This window comes from Dysgonomonas sp. Marseille-P4677, from assembly GCF_016652235.1.
In the GTDB taxonomy this organism is placed as follows: domain Bacteria; phylum Bacteroidota; class Bacteroidia; order Bacteroidales; family Dysgonomonadaceae; genus Dysgonomonas.
In genome coordinates this window covers 1-17,209 of record NZ_JAEPKU010000091.1, presented here as the reverse complement: position 1 = coordinate 17,209, position 17,209 = coordinate 1, and the positions used below count along the sequence as shown (strand labels likewise).

19 protein-coding genes are annotated in these 17,209 nt (G+C 33.2%); 15 read left to right on the top strand and 4 right to left on the bottom strand.

Annotated elements, in window-relative coordinates; all coding sequences use genetic code 11:
- The first annotated feature begins 179 nt into the window (after positions 1-179).
- The 15 genes from JGH11_RS14145 (at position 180) to JGH11_RS14075 (ending at position 15,214) form a co-directional block, all read left to right on the top strand.
- Complete coding sequence (locus JGH11_RS14145; protein ID WP_201112878.1) at positions 180-1,085, top strand: DUF6268 family outer membrane beta-barrel protein; 906 nt, start codon at positions 180-182, stop codon at positions 1,083-1,085.
- Between the two features lie 6 nt (positions 1,086-1,091).
- Entirely contained in the window at positions 1,092-1,898 is an 807-nt protein-coding gene (locus JGH11_RS14140; protein ID WP_201112876.1) for a CPBP family intramembrane glutamic endopeptidase, read from the top strand.
- A 69-nt stretch (positions 1,899-1,967) separates the two neighbouring features.
- Positions 1,968-2,195: a hypothetical protein gene (locus JGH11_RS14135; RefSeq protein ID WP_236263997.1), complete on the top strand. Its 228-nt coding sequence runs from the start codon at positions 1,968-1,970 to the stop codon at positions 2,193-2,195.
- A 19-nt stretch (positions 2,196-2,214) separates the two neighbouring features.
- Entirely contained in the window at positions 2,215-2,580 is a 366-nt protein-coding gene (locus JGH11_RS14130; protein ID WP_370567603.1) for an RteC domain-containing protein, read from the top strand.
- 157 nt (positions 2,581-2,737) lie between these two features.
- Positions 2,738-3,073: a helix-turn-helix domain-containing protein gene (locus tag JGH11_RS14125; protein WP_201112875.1), complete on the top strand. Its 336-nt coding sequence runs from the start codon at positions 2,738-2,740 to the stop codon at positions 3,071-3,073.
- A gap of 305 nt (positions 3,074-3,378) precedes the next feature.
- On the top strand, positions 3,379-3,966 hold the full coding sequence (locus JGH11_RS14120; protein ID WP_201112874.1) for a BfmA/BtgA family mobilization protein: 588 nt from the start codon (positions 3,379-3,381) through the stop codon (positions 3,964-3,966).
- A 15-nt stretch (positions 3,967-3,981) separates the two neighbouring features.
- Positions 3,982-4,911, top strand: coding sequence for a DUF5712 family protein (locus JGH11_RS14115; protein ID WP_201112873.1), 930 nt, complete (start codon positions 3,982-3,984; stop codon positions 4,909-4,911).
- Between the two features lie 260 nt (positions 4,912-5,171).
- Positions 5,172-5,372, top strand: a complete 201-nt coding sequence (locus JGH11_RS14110) for a helix-turn-helix domain-containing protein (RefSeq protein ID WP_201112872.1) — start codon at positions 5,172-5,174, stop codon at positions 5,370-5,372.
- A 2-nt stretch (positions 5,373-5,374) separates the two neighbouring features.
- Positions 5,375-7,390 (top strand): N-6 DNA methylase, encoded by a 2,016-nt coding sequence (locus JGH11_RS14105; RefSeq protein WP_201112871.1) that lies wholly within the window; start codon positions 5,375-5,377, stop codon positions 7,388-7,390.
- 1 nt (position 7,391) lies between these two features.
- Positions 7,392-8,759, top strand: coding sequence for a restriction endonuclease subunit S (locus tag JGH11_RS20255; RefSeq protein ID WP_236263996.1), 1,368 nt, complete (start codon positions 7,392-7,394; stop codon positions 8,757-8,759).
- A 3-nt stretch (positions 8,760-8,762) separates the two neighbouring features.
- On the top strand, positions 8,763-10,628 hold the full coding sequence (locus JGH11_RS14095) for a hypothetical protein (RefSeq protein ID WP_201112870.1): 1,866 nt from the start codon (positions 8,763-8,765) through the stop codon (positions 10,626-10,628).
- Between the two features lie 778 nt (positions 10,629-11,406).
- Entirely contained in the window at positions 11,407-12,627 is a 1,221-nt protein-coding gene (locus tag JGH11_RS14090; protein ID WP_201112869.1) for a site-specific integrase, read from the top strand.
- Between the two features lie 223 nt (positions 12,628-12,850).
- Positions 12,851-13,282: a VOC family protein gene (locus JGH11_RS14085; RefSeq protein WP_201112867.1), complete on the top strand. Its 432-nt coding sequence runs from the start codon at positions 12,851-12,853 to the stop codon at positions 13,280-13,282.
- A 79-nt stretch (positions 13,283-13,361) separates the two neighbouring features.
- Complete coding sequence (locus JGH11_RS14080; protein ID WP_201112865.1) at positions 13,362-14,300, top strand: YafY family protein; 939 nt, start codon at positions 13,362-13,364, stop codon at positions 14,298-14,300.
- Between the two features lie 89 nt (positions 14,301-14,389).
- A complete protein-coding gene (locus JGH11_RS14075) occupies positions 14,390-15,214 on the top strand; it encodes a DNA-formamidopyrimidine glycosylase family protein (RefSeq protein WP_201112863.1) in 825 nt (274 codons plus the stop codon).
- Here JGH11_RS14075 and JGH11_RS14070 read toward each other — a convergent pair.
- The 4 genes from JGH11_RS14070 to JGH11_RS14055 all read right to left on the bottom strand — a co-directional run.
- Positions 15,211-15,693, bottom strand: a complete 483-nt coding sequence (locus JGH11_RS14070) for a glutathione peroxidase (RefSeq protein ID WP_201112861.1) — start codon at positions 15,691-15,693, stop codon at positions 15,211-15,213. The genes JGH11_RS14075 and JGH11_RS14070 overlap by 4 nt on opposite strands.
- A gap of 50 nt (positions 15,694-15,743) precedes the next feature.
- Entirely contained in the window at positions 15,744-16,139 is a 396-nt protein-coding gene (locus JGH11_RS14065; RefSeq protein ID WP_201112859.1) for a hypothetical protein, read from the bottom strand.
- A 9-nt stretch (positions 16,140-16,148) separates the two neighbouring features.
- Positions 16,149-16,598 (bottom strand): GNAT family N-acetyltransferase, encoded by a 450-nt coding sequence (locus tag JGH11_RS14060; RefSeq protein WP_201112857.1) that lies wholly within the window; start codon positions 16,596-16,598, stop codon positions 16,149-16,151.
- 90 nt (positions 16,599-16,688) lie between these two features.
- On the bottom strand, positions 16,689-17,209 hold a 521-nt coding region (locus JGH11_RS14055), incomplete at its 5' end, for a serine/threonine protein phosphatase (RefSeq protein ID WP_236263995.1).

Genomic DNA, 17,209 nt, shown 5'->3' with positions numbered 1-17,209 from the left:
TTTCAAAATATAATTATTCATATCACAAATATAACGCATTAAGTAATAGAGATATTGCCGATTCGTCATAAGCAAATGGGGTATTCGTCAAATATTTTTTTCATTCATCAATCATATTCTATTTGTAAGAGAACACTGAATAATATTTGTAGTAATTATTCATCTCAACTAAATTGGTTATGAAATTAGTATTGTATTCAATTGCATTTATTTTTCTAGTTATCAATACAGATATAAATGCACAAATCAGCTTCAAAACAGAGTATGTCGGAAAGTCAAGTTTGATAGATAATGAAAGAAACAAAATTGGCATCGGGAATAGTGGGGCTATGGTGTATAAAGGGGGCATCAATATCCCTCTCTCAATGAAAATAGATAAAAATAATCATCCTCAAATGTGGGGAGTTGGAGCTTCAGGTTCGTATGTTTCTTTTAATAATGAAGGAATATCTAAAGATTTAGTTTTATCAGAACTGATGAATGCTCAAATAGCTGTATTTCATACGAGATATCTTAATGATAAATGGTCTATGATGGCTAGTGTAGGAGTTGGCTTATACATGCCTAACACCAAGTTCTCGAAAATTACAGGCAAAAATGTTCTTGGAAATGTCGGAGTGATTTTTATAAGACATTTAAAACCAAATCTGGAAATAGGAGGAGGTCTTGCGATGAACAATACATTTGGCTATCCGATGATATTTCCTGCTTTATATTTTAATTGGATGTATGAAGGGCGTTTTACATTCAAATTATCGATGATGGACGGAGGGGAAATATCCGCAAAATATAATGTAAACAAGGCATTAACGCTTGGCGTTGTCTCTGAGATGAGCGGGCAGGGTGCTATGCTGGAGATGGATGGCAAAGATATGATGTTCTCGCATCAGTATATAGTTACGGGTTTTCGCCCCGAGATAAAAATCGGCAAAAAGTTTTTAATTCCGATTACAATCGGGGTTTCAATGGTTCGCTCGGCTAGTTTTGAGGAAAGGAGCTTAAAAGAAATATTTGGTAATAAAGGAGTTGATTCTGACTTTAAAGAATCATTTTATATTTCAGCAGGGTTTAAATACCAATTTTAAAAACAAATGAAATCTCTATTAATAAAACACCCTGTAATTACATACTGTTTAGTCTGTCTTTTGTTTACGGTTCTTTTAGGCATAGCAAATATGTTTTTGTTCCCTTCTTCGGTTGATTATATGTTATTGTTTCCTCAATGGGCACCGACATTGTCTGCAATACTTATTGTTTGCACTATATCTAAGAGATCTGAAATCAGAATTCTCTTTCAGGGATTGTCATTACGGAAAAGTAACCTTAAGTGGTCTTGTATTGCGGTTGTAATTCCTATTCTAACTTGTGGTATATCTTACATTATCCTGTCACTTTCCGAATATAAGCAATGGACAAGTCCAGAACTCAATCGTTCTTTTGGAAACTATATAATATGTTTATTCGCTATTATATTAGGTAGTTGCGGAGAAGAGATTGGTTGTCGAGGTTTTATGTTATCACAGCTTAACAAAAAATATACATTGTTTGTAAGTAGTCTCTTCGTTGGGCTATATTGGGGATTATGGCATTTGAAATTTCATTCGGGAATACTTATTTTCTTTTTGTATGCTTTTTTAGTAATTGAGTTTTCACTAATCATTTCGTGGTTATGGAGTAAGACAAGAAACAATATTATTTCAGCAATTATATTTCATTCTTCGGTTAATCTTTGTTCACTGATATTTTTTGAAAATATAATCTCTGATCCGAGCAATCACCATTTGCAAATATTATTGTATGGTATTTATGTATCTGTTTTTACTATCCCCTGCATATTCATAGTGAAAAACATGTTGTTAGCACAACGCTTAAGTAATAAAGAGAATAATTTGAAGTAATTGAATACTCTATCATTCGGCATAAATCAAGGCGTAAGCCATCTAAATATCACTTTAAATTTTATGCGTATGAATGATTTATTAAGGATGAAGTTTTTCAGCCTGTTGTCTGAAAGCTCACAAGTAACAACCGATGAAATGAAAAACACCTATGAAAATTTTGTAAATGAAGTAAAAAACCTGAATCAGTCCGATAGAAATTATGCAACTGTCTATCGGACATTGAGTTTGACTCGTATCGAATTAACATCCCTGTCAAAGCAATTCAGATACGAGCAGGGGGAAAAATACACTTAAAAATCTGTATATACAGAAGGTGATTGCTATTATTGATTTCGAATTAGTATTATTAGACAAGCTTTTTTCTTATCCAGAACGATTTATCCAAAAGCAAATTTTTAAATCTGATCTTTATATTATCCCTAAGTCTAAAGACTTGGGGATCGTTGGTTTATCTGAAATTGTAGAAAGCCTTTACCTAAGTCAAAAAATATTAAATGCAGAAGGTAAGCCAGCATCAAGAAAGCAGATTGCGAACATTTTTGAGCTGATGTTTAATACTTCCTTTGGAGATATTTCAGATAAGACAAGTGAAATATATAAACGAAAACCATTTAACCGAACTAAAACTCTTGATTTTCTTCGCAATATGATAATGCGTAAGGATAAAGTAACAAGATGAAAAATAATCATTTTGTAATATTCTTTAATACAGAGTATTGCAAATAACTATTAGGGGGCTAGTTAACTAACCCTCTATTTTTCTGTCTGCATTTGTCAGTTCTTTGCCTTGCCAATCGATTGGAATTAATCAATTATTAATTTCAAAACAAAGAATTATGTACTTAGACAATAATGATTTTGTCCTATGGATGGAAAAGCTATCCAAGAAACTCAGTGATATAGGTTCTGATATAAAAGTGATGATGGCAACAGGTGATACCTTTACCAATGATGATAAATTACTCGACAATCAGGATATGGCATTCTTATTGAAAGTTAGTTATCGAACTTTACAACGTTATCGGAACAGTGGCAAGCTTCGTTACTTCCTAGTCAGGCACAAGACCTTTTATCGCATGGCTGATGTGAAAGATTTTATCCAATCCTATGCTTCTAAAAAAGAGATCGTGATGTTCAACAAGGGCATAGAAGAGGGGAAGATACTGAAATGATTCTGCTGTCTACCCTTTAAGCAGAATAGAGCAAAAGAGTGATGGCTTTGTTTAGTTCATCGCCCTCCCTAAAGACTCCGTATTTACCTCAAACACCCTCGCTCTACCGCTTCGGATTGTTTGGGTAAATTAAGCAAGAGGGAACTGGACTCTCGTCCTGTTCTCCTCTTGTCCTGCGGAGCAAAGCCTTCGGCTTGAGTGCTTTAGATAAAAGCACTGTTATAACACCTGTTATAAGCAATTTTTGTTTAATGCTTATAAACAGATTGTTAACTATTCATTTTCTTATAAAATAGTTATAACACATGAATAACAGATATAGAAAAACAATATTTACAACTATCGGAATTGATAACGAAACCGATAAACTAATAGAAAAGCTTAGCAAACGCTATTTGCTGAAAAAAGGGGAAATAGTAAAACTTGCTTTTCAGTATATGGATAAGGCAAGTATCAATCCGAGCGAAGCTCCTGAATCTACAAAAGCAGAACTTCGGAAGATTAACAAACGACAAGATGATCTGATCCGTTTTATCCGACACTACGAAGAAGAACAACTCAATCCGATGATCCGAACAAGTAATTCAATCGCTACAAGGTTTGACAATATTGTCAAGTCGATGGAAGATGTTATTATCTCTCGCTTGCAAGCCAATCAGGAAGGGCAGAATAATCTGCTAAAAATGTTAAGTGAAAAATTTACAGGACACGCAGATGCTATTAATAATCAGGCAAAGCTGATATCAGCAATACAGAAGGCACAACAGAAGGATAATAAAAAGTTATTACAACTTATCGGGCTGTATTCGGAACTAGCCACAGTAGGACTGATGGATGGGAAACGAAAGGAGAATCTAAAAGCAGAAATAGCCAAACTCATTAACGAGCAATAAGCACAAGCAAAAAAGATGAATATAGATTTTCCACCACCATCCAACGGAGTATATAATAATGCAGGGAGTTGCATTAGGTTGGGGAACTATTTGGAGCATGAGGATCTAAAACGGATAGAGAAAGGTTTTTATACCGAAGGCTTTTTCAATCTGACAGAAGAAAATCTCTACAAATCACAAGTCGTAAAAGATATTGACAACAACAAAGCTCAACTATTAAAAACGGATGCCAAGTTCTATGCTATCCATATTAGCCCGTCTGCTAAAGAATTGCAAGCAATGGGAACAACCCAGCAGGAGCAAGCCGAAGCCATGAGAAGATATGTTCGGGAAGTTTTTATTCCTGAATATGCTAAGAACTTCAATAAAGGACTATCGGCACAAGATATTAAGTTTTATGGAAAGATACATTTTGACCGAGATAGATCAGAAAACAACGAGGGTAATATGCACTGTCATATTATTGTCAGCCGTAAAGACCAAGCCAATAAAATCAAGCTATCTCCACTAACTAATCATCGTAATACTAAGAAAGGTGCTATCAAAGGAGGATTCGATAGAGTTAATCTTTTTCAGCAAGCAGAAAAGGGATTTGATAAATTATTCAACTATAATCGTATTTTATCTGAAAGCTTTGAATACTATAACACTATGAAGAACGGTTCTATCTCCGAGCAAATCAGGATGCAAGAACGTATGGATGAATTAACTAATTCATTACAACATGATGACATGAATTCTGTAAGTCAACTATTCATCCAATCAGCCACACGGAAAAAGCAAGAGGTAAATAATGCAAGACACCGTTTAATCAATACATTTGACTTGGGATTATATTCTGCTTTAGGAATCTTTTCTCCCGAAGTGCATGGAGAGGATATAGAAGAATTAAGAAAGATGGAAGAGGTCAAAAGGAAGAAAAAGAATAGGGGGATGAATAGATAATCCTTTATTTATCTGAATACAAAGCTATATTTCAAGAATAAAATATCAAGGCTAAACATTCCATTTTGCACAATTTTTCGTTCTCGTTCCTCTAAATAGCATTTTTCAAAATAGCCTTGTTTGATTCTGTTTTTCCTCAAAAGGTATGTTTAACAAAACTAAAATGTATATGCTATGGATTAATACATAAAATACAAAATGGTTCTTATAAACATCCCGTAAAATTACCTATCTTTGAAGGCAATTTAAATTTCTTAACCATGAATCGAATCAAAGAGATTCTCAATGAAAAAGGAATCAAACAAATATGGCTTGCTGAGAAATTAGGTAAAAGTTTCAAAATAGTGAATGCTTATGCTTGTAATCGCAAGCAGCCAAGCTTAGAGACGCTTTATCAAATAGCAGAATTATTACAAGTGAGTGTAAAGGATTTAATTGTGGATAACAAAAATCAAAATTGAAAATGGCTAAAACTCCAGAAGAAATAAAAGAATTATTGGCTACAGAACTTTTCCAGAAAGGCATAGCCAAGAAATATATTATCCTCAATGAGAATAATACAAGTATTTATTACAATTCGAAAAATCAGGCCAAAAGAAGGTTAGCTAATCCTGAAGAGTTTGTCCAAGCGACTACTTTTCTTAAGTTAATATTTGAATATAACTATAATCCGAAAAATATAGCGATAAACGAATCTGTTCAAATAGGCTCCACAACAAAAGAAGCGGATATAATGGTGTATGACGATGATAATAAACGTATCCTTATTGTTGTTGAATGTAAAGATGAGAATATAAATGAAAGACAATTTCTGATAGCTGTAGATCAGGCATATAGTTATGCTCATGCTAAAGCTGCAAAGTATGTTTGGATAACGTCAGGAGTTAAAGATGAATATTATGAAATAATTTCATCTACACCTGTTGAACGAATTTATATTGCTAATATTCCAGCGAAAAACAAAGATGTTCAAAGATATAAGTATACAAAGGGTGTAAATGAGCCTGAAAAAGGAACACAAGCAGAGTTAATAAATAAATTTAAGTCTGCACATGATGCTCTTTGGGGAGGAGGGGCTCTAGCTCCGACAACTGCGTTTGATGAACTAGATAAGCTTATTTTTTGCAAAATATGGGATGAGAAATGGAAAGAAAATGATCCAATGACTAAGGAAAAGCCATTTGACTTTCAAATCATACTTTATTCAGAAGATAGAAAAGATCGATTTAATACAAAAGCAAAAGTTGAATTAGAAAAACGAATTAAAGCTCTTTATGAAAAAGGGCGTGAAAAAGATTCAGAAGTATTTAAGGATGATATTAAACTAGACAAGAATAAGATATTTACAGTTGTTCAATATTTGCAGGATATCAATATTTCCAAGACTGATTTAGATGCTAAAGGTGCTGCTTTCCAAACTTTCATGGGAGAGTTTTTTAGAGGTGATTTTGGACAGTTTTTCACTCCTACTCCAATCGTTCAGTTTATTGTTGATTCTATCCCGCTAAAGCAAGGAGATAAAGTCTTAGATACCTCCTGTGGTAGTGGGGGATTCTTGCTACACGCTTTGAAACACATAAGAGATGAGGCTGATAAGATCTTCAGTGATGAAATAGGCTCCACCGTATGGTATAAATATTGGCACGACTTTGCGGAGAAAAATTTGTATGGAATAGAAATCAATGAACAAATATCTCGCGTGGCCAAAATGAATATGATTATTCATGATGATGGACATACAAATGTGATAACAAATAATGGACTGAAAGGAAATAGAGATATTGAAATAGAAAATAGAAATAGAAATTTTCAAGATGGAACATTTTCTTTAATCATGACAAATCCGCCTTTTGGATCAGTGATTCGGATCAATGAAATAGATTATTATAAAGATTATGAATTGTTTGAAAAAAACTTAGGATATAGAGAATTAAAAGAGCGTATCATTGATGATGATAACAAAAATAAATGGCGAATATCTCAGAGTACTGAAGTCTTATTTTTAGAAAGATGTTATAACTATCTAAAGGATGGAGGGTATTTAGCTATTGTAATCCCCGATGGAATTCTAACAAATGCAACAAGTCAATATGTTAGAGACTGGCTTGTTGATAAGTTTAGAATAATAGCTGTTGCTTCTTTACCTCAATTTACATTTGCTCATGTTCGAGCTGGTGTAAAATCTTCGGTATTATTTTTGAAGAAAAATCCAAGCGAGCAAGTTGCTTTATTTGAAGAGATTTTAATGTCTATAAAGCATGAAGTAAGGAAAATGAAGACTTTAGATAAGGGTCAAAAAGGAGATAAAATCATTGAATTATACAAGCAGCAAATATTTAAAATCATTGATGATTATGACGTAAAAATGATTGACATTCAGAATATTGGGTATGATCCTGCAGGAAAACCTGTAGTAGGCAGTGAATTGAAAATGGCATCTAAGAAAATAAGTGAGTTCATTTCCAATAAAGGATTGTAGTATGAGAGAAGTGAATTTACAAATATCCAATTTGCTAGGGAATAGGCTTGATGCTATATTTTACTGTTCTAATCCGTCTTTAAAAACAAAGTATAAAACCGTAAAACTTAAAGATGTATGTATCGATTTTCGTTCTGGATTTGGGGCAGGAAAGACTGATCAAGTTAATGCTCACGATGGCATAATTCAGATAAGGCCAACCAACATTGATAATCAAGGCTTTCTTAAGTTTGATAAGAATATTTATGTGCCACACTCTGAAAGTACCCCTCTTTTAGAGATTGATGATGTATTATTTAATAATACAAATAGCCAAGAACTTGTTGGAAAAACAGCTATTGTGAAAGACAATATACCTTTAACATTTTCTAATCATATAACAAGGATTAGAGTAAATACATCTATTATCCTGCCTGATTATCTATGGATTGTTTTAAATATATTTCAAGAGAATAATATTTTCTATGCTATTGCCACAAATTGGAATAATCAATCTGGTGTTGGGATAGAGCTTCTGAAATTATTAGAAATTCCTTTACCAGAAATAAAAGAGCAGTTTAATATTATTTACTTATATGAAAATGCTTACAAAAAAAAGTTTGAAAAAGAAAAAGAAGCTAATGAATTGCTTAACAGTATTGATAATTACTTATTGAATGAATTAGGAGTTGTTTTGCCACAGGATGAACAGGACGAAAGATTTTTCAATATAAAAATATCTCAATTAATAGGACATAGATTTGATGTGACCTCATATCGTAGCACATTTTCACTGAATACTTCATTTTATAGAGTAGTCAAACTATCTGATGTTGTTACATTTAACCCTACTGTCAAATTTGATGGTTTAGCTCCAGATGAAGAGATCTCATTTATTCCAATGGATATTGTTGACGAAAAAAAAGGGACTGTCTTTAGCCATTTAACGAAGACAGTATTGGAAACTAAAGGCTTTACAAAATTTGAAAATAGAGATATTATTTGGGCCAAAATTACACCTTGTATGCAAAATAAGAAATCAGCGATTGTAGATAATTTAATGAAAGGGAAGGGATGTGGTTCTACAGAATTTTATATTCTTCGAGCAAATAAAGATTTTCTTATTTCGGATTTTCTTCTTTACATTTTAAGATTAGAAAAGTTATTATCTGCTGCTCAATTGGCTTTTGGAGGGTCTGCAGGACAACAAAGGGTTCCAATAACTTTTTTGAAAGATTTAGAAATTCCGTTGCCCCCATTAAATAAACAAATAGAGGTGGTTCGAATTATACAGCAAAAAATAGAGGTCGCAACAAAGCTGGAATTAGAATCAATTACCATGCTCCAACATACAAAAAAAAATATAGTAAATATGATAATAAACTTATAGATTATGAGAAAAGTAGAAGGTATAATATATAAAGTTTTTGAGAATTTTGTTGTAATTAGAGGCTACGCCCCCATAGGAGATCTTGCCTTCATCTCAAAACGCCCAGAAGCCTATCAACGAGTAGCGGATGAGGAACATAAAAGGGATATAATAAGATTCTTAGACAGAGGTCAATATACATACTTTCCAGAAATTACTCTTGCTTATCAAGCAGAAGATCTCGAGGGCTTGATCAATAAACTACATGGACAAGATGATGTTGATTTTGAAGCAGAAGAGTATGTTTCTGGTTTAAAAGTGTTGAAAGAGCGTGTTCCCTGGTCTGGCCTACAGGGAAATCGAGCACGACATGCCTATATCATGTTAAATAGAGATCAATTAACAAGAGTAGATGGAAATCATAGACTAGAGCCTTTTAGAAAAACAGACTGGTGGTGGGAGTTTGTAAAAGAGGATATTCCTGATGGACTTGAAGGAGAAGATCTAAAGAAATGGAAAGTATCAAAAATAAAACCTTTTAAAGATAGAATCAGTTCCATAGTTGTCCCGTATTCTATTGTACTTTCTGATGCTTCAATTTCAGATAAATTTGAAGCCTCTATTTTTAACAATATCAATTTTAAAGCGTTGCCTTTAAAGCAAGAGAAAAATATACAAAACATTTATAATTTGCTTCGTGAATCTGAAGAGTTAGGAGAGGCACATGATTTAACAATGAACTTAATAGATTTATCTATTAAAGGCAGTTTCTCTGGTATACCTTATTTATCTGTATTGGATAATAACAATGACGTTTTTAGAACAGCCTGCTTTAAGATTATAAGTCTATTAATTGATAAAAAAGAAGAAGCATATAAAGCCAAGAAAAAATACAAAGATCTTTCTGAAAAAAATGAAAAAGAAAAGAATAGGTTGGAAACAAAACTTTCAAATCTTGCCGAACAAACTAATCATGAGAAAAACATAAAAGAAAATGATAAAATAGACTCCGAGTCTAAGCTTGACGAATCCTCCGCACAAAAAGAACTGTTGAGAGTAGACATTAAAGATATAGAATATTCTATCATACATTACAGAAAGGAAGAAAAGAAGAGTGATAACTACTTATCATTGTTTGATATAAAAAAAGGTGATATTGGTAAAATACAAAAAAGCACCAATATAATAGCAGAAGCGATACAGAGTTTACGATTATTCTATAACGAACTAGAGAAGGATAAACTAGGAAATTTATCATTGTTGGCTACTTTGGTTTATTATAAGTTAAGAGATAAATCTAAATTTAAATCATTTGTTAATTGGTGTCTATTAAATAGTATTAATAATGTAGTTAAGCTAGATGATCTCCCGACCTATAATAGCGAATCGCTTATTGAAATGTTTGAAAGTTTTTTTGAGAAAAAGAGGAGAGAGATTTTTATATCAATGCAGTTTGGAGATGATCAAAGCGAAATGATATATGAAAAAGTAATTCAAACAATTGAGAAGTTTAACAATGTGGATAAAGGTGTTGATATAAAAGTAACTCCTATTCGAATTGATAGAACAATTGCTCCACATGCTTATACAATATCAGATGAAATACTTTCTGCAATAAAAAATAGCAGTTTAATTATCGCCGATCTTAGTAGTAGGAATATTAATGTTTATCATGAGATCGGTTATATTATGGGATTAGCAGATCAAAGATGTATCAAACCACCTGTGATACTATTATATAAAGAAAATACGTCACTTAATAAAGAAAGTATCTCAATGGATAATTTTGTAGGATTCAATTTAAGGGGGTATTCTCAATTACGATTTAGAACATATGATGAGCTAACAAGAGGCTTGATGGTTCGATTAAAAAAACACTTTGAAGGATAATATAGGGAAAACAATAACAACATATTTGATTGATGGTAATCCACAAGGGACACAATATGTATTTGTAAGTAATAAAATATGGTAAAATGATGTCTATACCTCGTGCTAATCTTTCTATAATAAAAGAAAGAGAAGAACTACCCCTTCCGTTTTAAAGAGAGGTCTACTTGAGTTTAGCAATATTGCTTCGACATCTGCTTAATATCAGTTAACAATGATAAGCTTTTCGAAATCATACCCTTTAGGGGATAAATGATGGTGGATAAATACAAAATATGCCTTTTAGGGTATAAATAAACTCAAGCAAGAAATATTGTATTTCTAAAACAAAAATCTTACTTTTACATTATCGCCTAGAGAGGAAAAGTCCTCTAAAAATCACTTTAAAAACAAAGTGAAAACCGAGTGAAAAAAGAAAAATACTACATGGTTAATATGCTGACAGCATACGGGTTAGATGGTTTAAAATGAGTCCGTCAACGCCCACTTAGGAAATAGACACTATAAGGTCAATTCCTAGACAATTCAAGACAAAATCTTCTAAATTAATGATTTAGAAGATTTTTTTTATTCCCAGAAAGACAATTCAAGGACAATACGAAGTCAAAGCAGGACAAAAATTCGTTACTAAATCATTACTTCGACTCTATTCAAAAAAACAGGTAACGACTTTATAGATTATTCACATCTATGTCTTTGAACTGTCGCAACTTGTCCACATAAAGTCCACTAAGTCTCAGACGTAATTATTTAACTTTGTAAACTAAATGATTTTATTATGAGACGAAGTACGTTTAAAATCCTTTTCTACCTAAAAAAAGGTAATCTGGCTAAAAAGAATGGTAACGCAGCAATTATGGGACGGATTACTATTGATGGGCAAATAGCACAATTCAGCACTAAGTTGGACATACTCCCTGAACATTGGAATTCAGATTCAGGAAAAGCTATTATAAATACTCCTAACAGTTCTGCTATAAATAAACAATTGGCAAATATTAAATCTTCCCTGACTGTATTTTACAATAAGCAAATGACATTAGTGGGTTACGCTACACCAGATAAACTAAAACGAATGCTTTTAGGTACTGAAGAGAAAAACCATACCATCATATCCTATTTTGAGAAATTCAATCAGCAATATAAATTACAAGTTGGAACAACTACCACCAGAACTACTTATACAAAGTATGAATTGACTAAAAAGCGTTTAGAAGAATTTCTAAATAAGAAATATAAAATAACTGATATTCAATTAAAAGAGATAACTACATCTACACTTCAAGAATTCTATTTATTTCTTAGAAAAGATCATAATTCGGGGAATAATAACGCCATGAAAAATTTACAACGGTTGAGGAGTGTTTTCAATTATATTAAATCTACAGGATATGATGACTTCAACGATCCTTATCTCGGATTTAAAATGAATTTTGAGAAACATGCCAGAAATTACTTAGATCAGAGTGAAATCGATGCCATCCATCATAAGATTTTTGCATTTGACAGTTTAGATAGAGTAAGAGATATATTTATATTCAGTTGCTACACCGGGTTATCGTACAGCGATATAAGCGATCTTACAGAAGACAATATTAAACTTGCCTTCGATGATAACTTATGGATAATGGGTAAAAGAAATAAAACCGGAGTAAAATACAATGTCAGATTATTTGATACCCCTCTACAAATCATAGAAAAGTATTCTAATTCAAGAAAGAATGGAAAACTTCTCCCTTGCATATCAAATCAAAAAACAAATGAATATTTGAAAAATATAGCTGAACTTTGTGGAATTAAGAAAAACCTCACATTCCACGTAGCACGCCACTCGTTCGCCACTCTTTGTCTTACAGAGGGTGTTCCGATTGAAAGTGTGTCTAAAATGCTGGGGCATACAGATATTAAAACGACTCAAATATACGCGCGAATTATAGATCAAAAGCTAAGCCATGATATGGATTTACTAGCTCAGAGGCTCAATAAGGCAAAAAAATAACTGGTTACGATGGAAACATCTAAAATTCAAACAAATAGTATCGATATAAATCGTTTTTCCCTTCCTTCTTCAAGATTTATAAAAGACCAAATAGGAAAATAACAATCACGATCAACTGTTTGAGAAAAATATAAAAGACAATGATAAATAATAAAAAACTGCGACATAGGGCTGTCACTGCACCTCATAACTTTGTACTGTTTAATAATAAATACCAAAGATTATGAAATTAAAAGTGCATTTAATTTTCAATGGAAACTGTGAAGAAGCCTTATTGTTTTACAAAGAAGCTCTGGGAGGTGAACTTGCTTTTCTTTTCCGTAAGAAAGATGAGGAAGCAAGAATTGAAGGACTGACAGTAGCTGATGTCGATAAAGAAAAAATTTCTCATATGGTTATTAAGACAGAGTTTTTTGAACTGACCGGAAATGACGTTGATCACGATCAAAAAGCTATTATCGGAAATAATAACAAGCTGATTCTTGTATTTTATAACTTGGATCGCTGCCGGAAGGTCTTTGATGCATTGGCAAAAGAAGGGACTATAACCGTACCGTTTGAGAAAAACTTTTTTAGTGAAGGATTCGGAGAAGTCACCGACAAGTATGGCATTCCCTGGATTATTATGATGACAGACGAAGGATACCAAGGTTAAACAATAAAGATTGAGTAGAAAGTAATTTATTATCTACTCAATCTTATGTATTTTTATCTTGTCCAATAATCAGAATATAATGAACCGGATCGACCGCCTATCGGCTATACTTACTCTGCTGCAATCTTCTACCTCTGTAAAACCAAAACAAATTACAGAACGTTTCGGCATCGGTATACGAACTGTTTATCGTGATATTCGGGCATTGGAGGAAGCGGGTATTCCTATCGCGGGAGATTCACGTACAGGCTATTCGCTGGTCGAAGGCTTTAAACTTCCTCCGCTTATGTTCACAAAAGAAGAGGCTTTTGCTTTTCTGGCAGCCGAAAGACTTGTTGACAAGTTTACGGATTCAGGTTTACGTGAGAGCTACAAATCGGGAGTAGACAAAATTCGGGCAGTTATGCGATTGTCCGAGAAAGAACTGGTTACTGCTATTGATGCAAAGATAGGTAAACTGGATTTTGACTCACCTTCATTGCAGGACTCTCAAAACCGATTTCAAACGATATTAGATAGTGTATCGAAGCGGAAGCAACTAACAATGACTTATATATCTCATTCCAAGAATGAAAGGATGCAGCGGATAGTTGACCCTATCGGTGTTTTCTTTTCTATGGCAAACTGGTATCTGATTGGCTTTTGCAATACAAGGAATGATTATAGAACTTTTAAACTCAGCAGGATTACAGAACTACAACAATCCGATATTTCTGTAAATAAGGATCATCCTTCATTAGACCTGTTTTTAAAGAATTTACAAGATCAAACTGAGCTACAGGAAGCAGTGATAAAAGTAAAAGCCGAAGATCTACCTATTATTGACGAGAGCAAATACTACCAAGGCTTGGTTCGCGAGATCAGAAAAGATGATACTATTGAATTGCATTTTATGACATTTTCTTTAGAGCGTCTGGCTCGATGGTATTTGTCTTACATGGATATAGCCACAATTTTACATCCTACAGAACTAAATCAAATTACTCAAAAGATTATCCAAAAGCACAAGAACGACTAACCTTCTACAAAATTTATCAGATTTCCCTAAAAACTATAAGCTTAAAGTTTATATTTGTATTAATATTCAAATGATTAACACCTAGCCTTATGATCGAAATCCCCGAAAGCACTACTATTGCCCGACAGGCAGGAACAATACTGGTAGGCAAGAAAATATCGAAAGTAGTACAAGCTACAAGCCCACATAGTTTTACATGGTATAATGGTGATCCGAAAGAATATTCGAGGCTGCTTACCGGAAGAACGATTGAGTCAGCTATAGGTCATGGAGCATACGTAACTCTTCATTGTTACGATGATACACATATTGCAATCAGTGACGGGGTGAATATGAAATACCATCCGGCGTTGGAGCCTCATCCTAAAAAGCATCAACTGTTAATCGAATTTGAAGATAAAAGTTTTCTTGCTTTTACAGTTTCCATGTATGGAGGGATTCAGGCGTTCAAAGGGGAATTGGATAATCCTTACTATCAAGGAAGCCTGACAAAATTATCCCCATTGGATGAAAATTTTGATGTGGCATTTTTCGATCAACTGTTTTCTAGTACTCAAAAAGACCTATCAATAAAAGCTTTACTTGCCACCGAACAACGTATTCCCGGATTAGGAAACGGCGTATTGCAAGACATACTATTCTTATCGGGCTTGCACCCTAAACGAAAAATATCAACGCTGTCGGATCTCGAAAAAAACGATCTCTTCCATTGCCTCAAAGTTACTTTGCAAAGCATGACAGACAAGGGAGGTAGAGATACAGAAAAAGATTTTTTCGGGAATAAAGGAGGATATAAATGTATCTTATCCCAAAATACATATAAACAACCTTGCCCTAATTGTGGCGGAGATATTGCCAAAGACGCTTATTTGGGTGGAACGGTTTATTATTGTTTCGGTTGTCAAAAACTTTAATCATTGGATAGCAACTTTTCAATTGCACTATCAATCTTTGAAGGATTGGTTATCGGAGCATAACGATGAACAATATTCCCTTCTTTGTCAATCAGAAACTTGGTGAAGTTCCATTTAATGGATTCTCCTAAAAATCCTTTACTATTTGCTTTCAGATATTTATAGAGAGGATCGGCATTTTCTCCGTTCACTTCTATCTTTGCAAAGGTCGTAAAAGTGGTCTTGTATTTCATTTCGCAAAAATCAGCGATTTCCTTGTCTGTCCCCGGAGCTTGTGAGCCGAACTGATTACACGGGAAATCTAATATTTCGAACCCTTGTTCTTTATACTTCAGGTATAAATCCTGTAAATCTTTGTATTGTGGTGTAAACCCACATTGAGTCCCTGTATTTACAATCAGTAATACTTTACCTCTGTATATATCAAGGGATACGGTTTCCCCCTTATTGTCTTTTACTTCAAAATCGTATATATTCATAATTGTTTTTTATATATAACAATTATCAAGTGAATACAGATGTTTCTTTTTTAAATTATTTTTCTGATTTTCGCACTCAGCCAAGGAGCAAGGCCAGTAAATATTACAACTAATAACCAAAGGTTTCCGGTTGTAATATCATAAGCTGAAAGCATCTCTTCCATAGAGTTATTCATTATAGATCCAATAATAAACTCTATCCCTATCGTAAAGAATATCCAAACTATGCCTATAGCCCAATAAGTTTTACTATCTCCTTTGACAAGTTTATGTAAGAGTAATACTGTAACTAGCAAAATCAAGATGCATAACAGTATTCCACTGATAGGTAAAGCAGTTTGCTTTCCTAACGATGGGATAAGGATTTTTTCTCTAAATCCTCCATTCAATATCGCTAAGGGAATGATTAACACCCAAACGAGCAATGACTTTAATATATTTTTCATTTTATAAAATTATAACAATATCTCATAAATACGTGACTGATCTCCCCATGGATGATAGCCATTTCCGATATATGTCCATCCATATTTCTCATAAAATCCGATATGATCAGTAGACAAGTACAGTTTATTAAAGCTTGCTTTTTGTGCATCTGATTTTATTTTCTCTATCAATAATTGAGCATAGCAATTACCTCTATATTCTTCATCTATAAATAATGCAGCCAACCATGGATATAGATCCATACGGCTAATAAAGTCGTTTGTTATCAATCCTGCACAACCGATAAATTTACCATCTTTTTCTAAAATATACCACTGCGGTAAAGGATTAGGAGAGTCAATGCAATGATCAATACAATCACTGTACAATTGAGGCAATACTCTTGACCAACTTCTTTGCAAATATGCAATAATTTGATTCTTATACTCAGGGTTTTCCCGTACTGATATTATTTTCATCTATTCTATGGATTTTTTCTTTTTACTCTTCGAATTCATCAATATGCTTATGTACTTCCACGACAAGATTTTTACTTCATAAGTACCCTATTATATTATTTCAATCAATTCATCGATATCCAATAATCTATACCTAACACCACTTATGAACTCAATATGAGACGTATGAAAATGCCCATAGAGCCAGTCCTGTATATGATGACCATCCGCAATTAGTTTATTATAAATCTTGCTTAAGACTTCTCTCTCCATTTTTATATCTTTTTCGAGAGATGGGTCGTGAATAATTCTCCTGGCTAAGTTACCTTTAGCTAGTGGATAACAAAAATCAGGAGCAGAATGGGTTATAATTGTATCAATTACTATTCCTAAAGCTGTTATTTCAGATAATAAATCTTGATTAAATATTGGAAATTCGTCTTTCCAATAGGTAGATAGTTCTTTTTTATGCCGAACTTTTCGATTTAATATTTCCTGTTCTCTATCAAATCGGTCTAATGACATAGCCCCTCCTATACACAATACAGTCTTTCCTGAAACTTTAACAATAGAATAATCCGGAATAGTTTTCATTCGTGGAAAATCAATCAATTTATTCTTGAAATACAATG

Coding starts and splice junctions, on each gene's coding strand:
- JGH11_RS14070 (WP_201112861.1), bottom strand. CDS start 15,693: ATGAATATATACGATTTTGAAGTAAAAGACAATAAGGGGGAAACCGTA.
- JGH11_RS14140 (WP_201112876.1), top strand. CDS start 1,092: ATGAAATCTCTATTAATAAAACACCCTGTAATTACATACTGTTTAGTC.
- JGH11_RS14135 (WP_236263997.1), top strand. CDS start 1,968: ATGAATGATTTATTAAGGATGAAGTTTTTCAGCCTGTTGTCTGAAAGC.
- JGH11_RS14110 (WP_201112872.1), top strand. CDS start 5,172: ATGAATCGAATCAAAGAGATTCTCAATGAAAAAGGAATCAAACAAATA.
- JGH11_RS14075 (WP_201112863.1), top strand. CDS start 14,390: ATGATCGAAATCCCCGAAAGCACTACTATTGCCCGACAGGCAGGAACA.
- JGH11_RS14125 (WP_201112875.1), top strand. CDS start 2,738: ATGTACTTAGACAATAATGATTTTGTCCTATGGATGGAAAAGCTATCC.
- JGH11_RS14145 (WP_201112878.1), top strand. CDS start 180: ATGAAATTAGTATTGTATTCAATTGCATTTATTTTTCTAGTTATCAAT.
- JGH11_RS14115 (WP_201112873.1), top strand. CDS start 3,982: ATGAATATAGATTTTCCACCACCATCCAACGGAGTATATAATAATGCA.
- JGH11_RS14105 (WP_201112871.1), top strand. CDS start 5,375: ATGGCTAAAACTCCAGAAGAAATAAAAGAATTATTGGCTACAGAACTT.
- JGH11_RS14095 (WP_201112870.1), top strand. CDS start 8,763: ATGAGAAAAGTAGAAGGTATAATATATAAAGTTTTTGAGAATTTTGTT.
- JGH11_RS20255 (WP_236263996.1), top strand. CDS start 7,392: ATGAGAGAAGTGAATTTACAAATATCCAATTTGCTAGGGAATAGGCTT.
- JGH11_RS14065 (WP_201112859.1), bottom strand. CDS start 16,139: ATGAAAAATATATTAAAGTCATTGCTCGTTTGGGTGTTAATCATTCCC.
- JGH11_RS14060 (WP_201112857.1), bottom strand. CDS start 16,598: ATGAAAATAATATCAGTACGGGAAAACCCTGAGTATAAGAATCAAATT.
- JGH11_RS14090 (WP_201112869.1), top strand. CDS start 11,407: ATGAGACGAAGTACGTTTAAAATCCTTTTCTACCTAAAAAAAGGTAAT.
- JGH11_RS14080 (WP_201112865.1), top strand. CDS start 13,362: ATGAACCGGATCGACCGCCTATCGGCTATACTTACTCTGCTGCAATCT.
- JGH11_RS14120 (WP_201112874.1), top strand. CDS start 3,379: ATGAATAACAGATATAGAAAAACAATATTTACAACTATCGGAATTGAT.
- JGH11_RS14085 (WP_201112867.1), top strand. CDS start 12,851: ATGAAATTAAAAGTGCATTTAATTTTCAATGGAAACTGTGAAGAAGCC.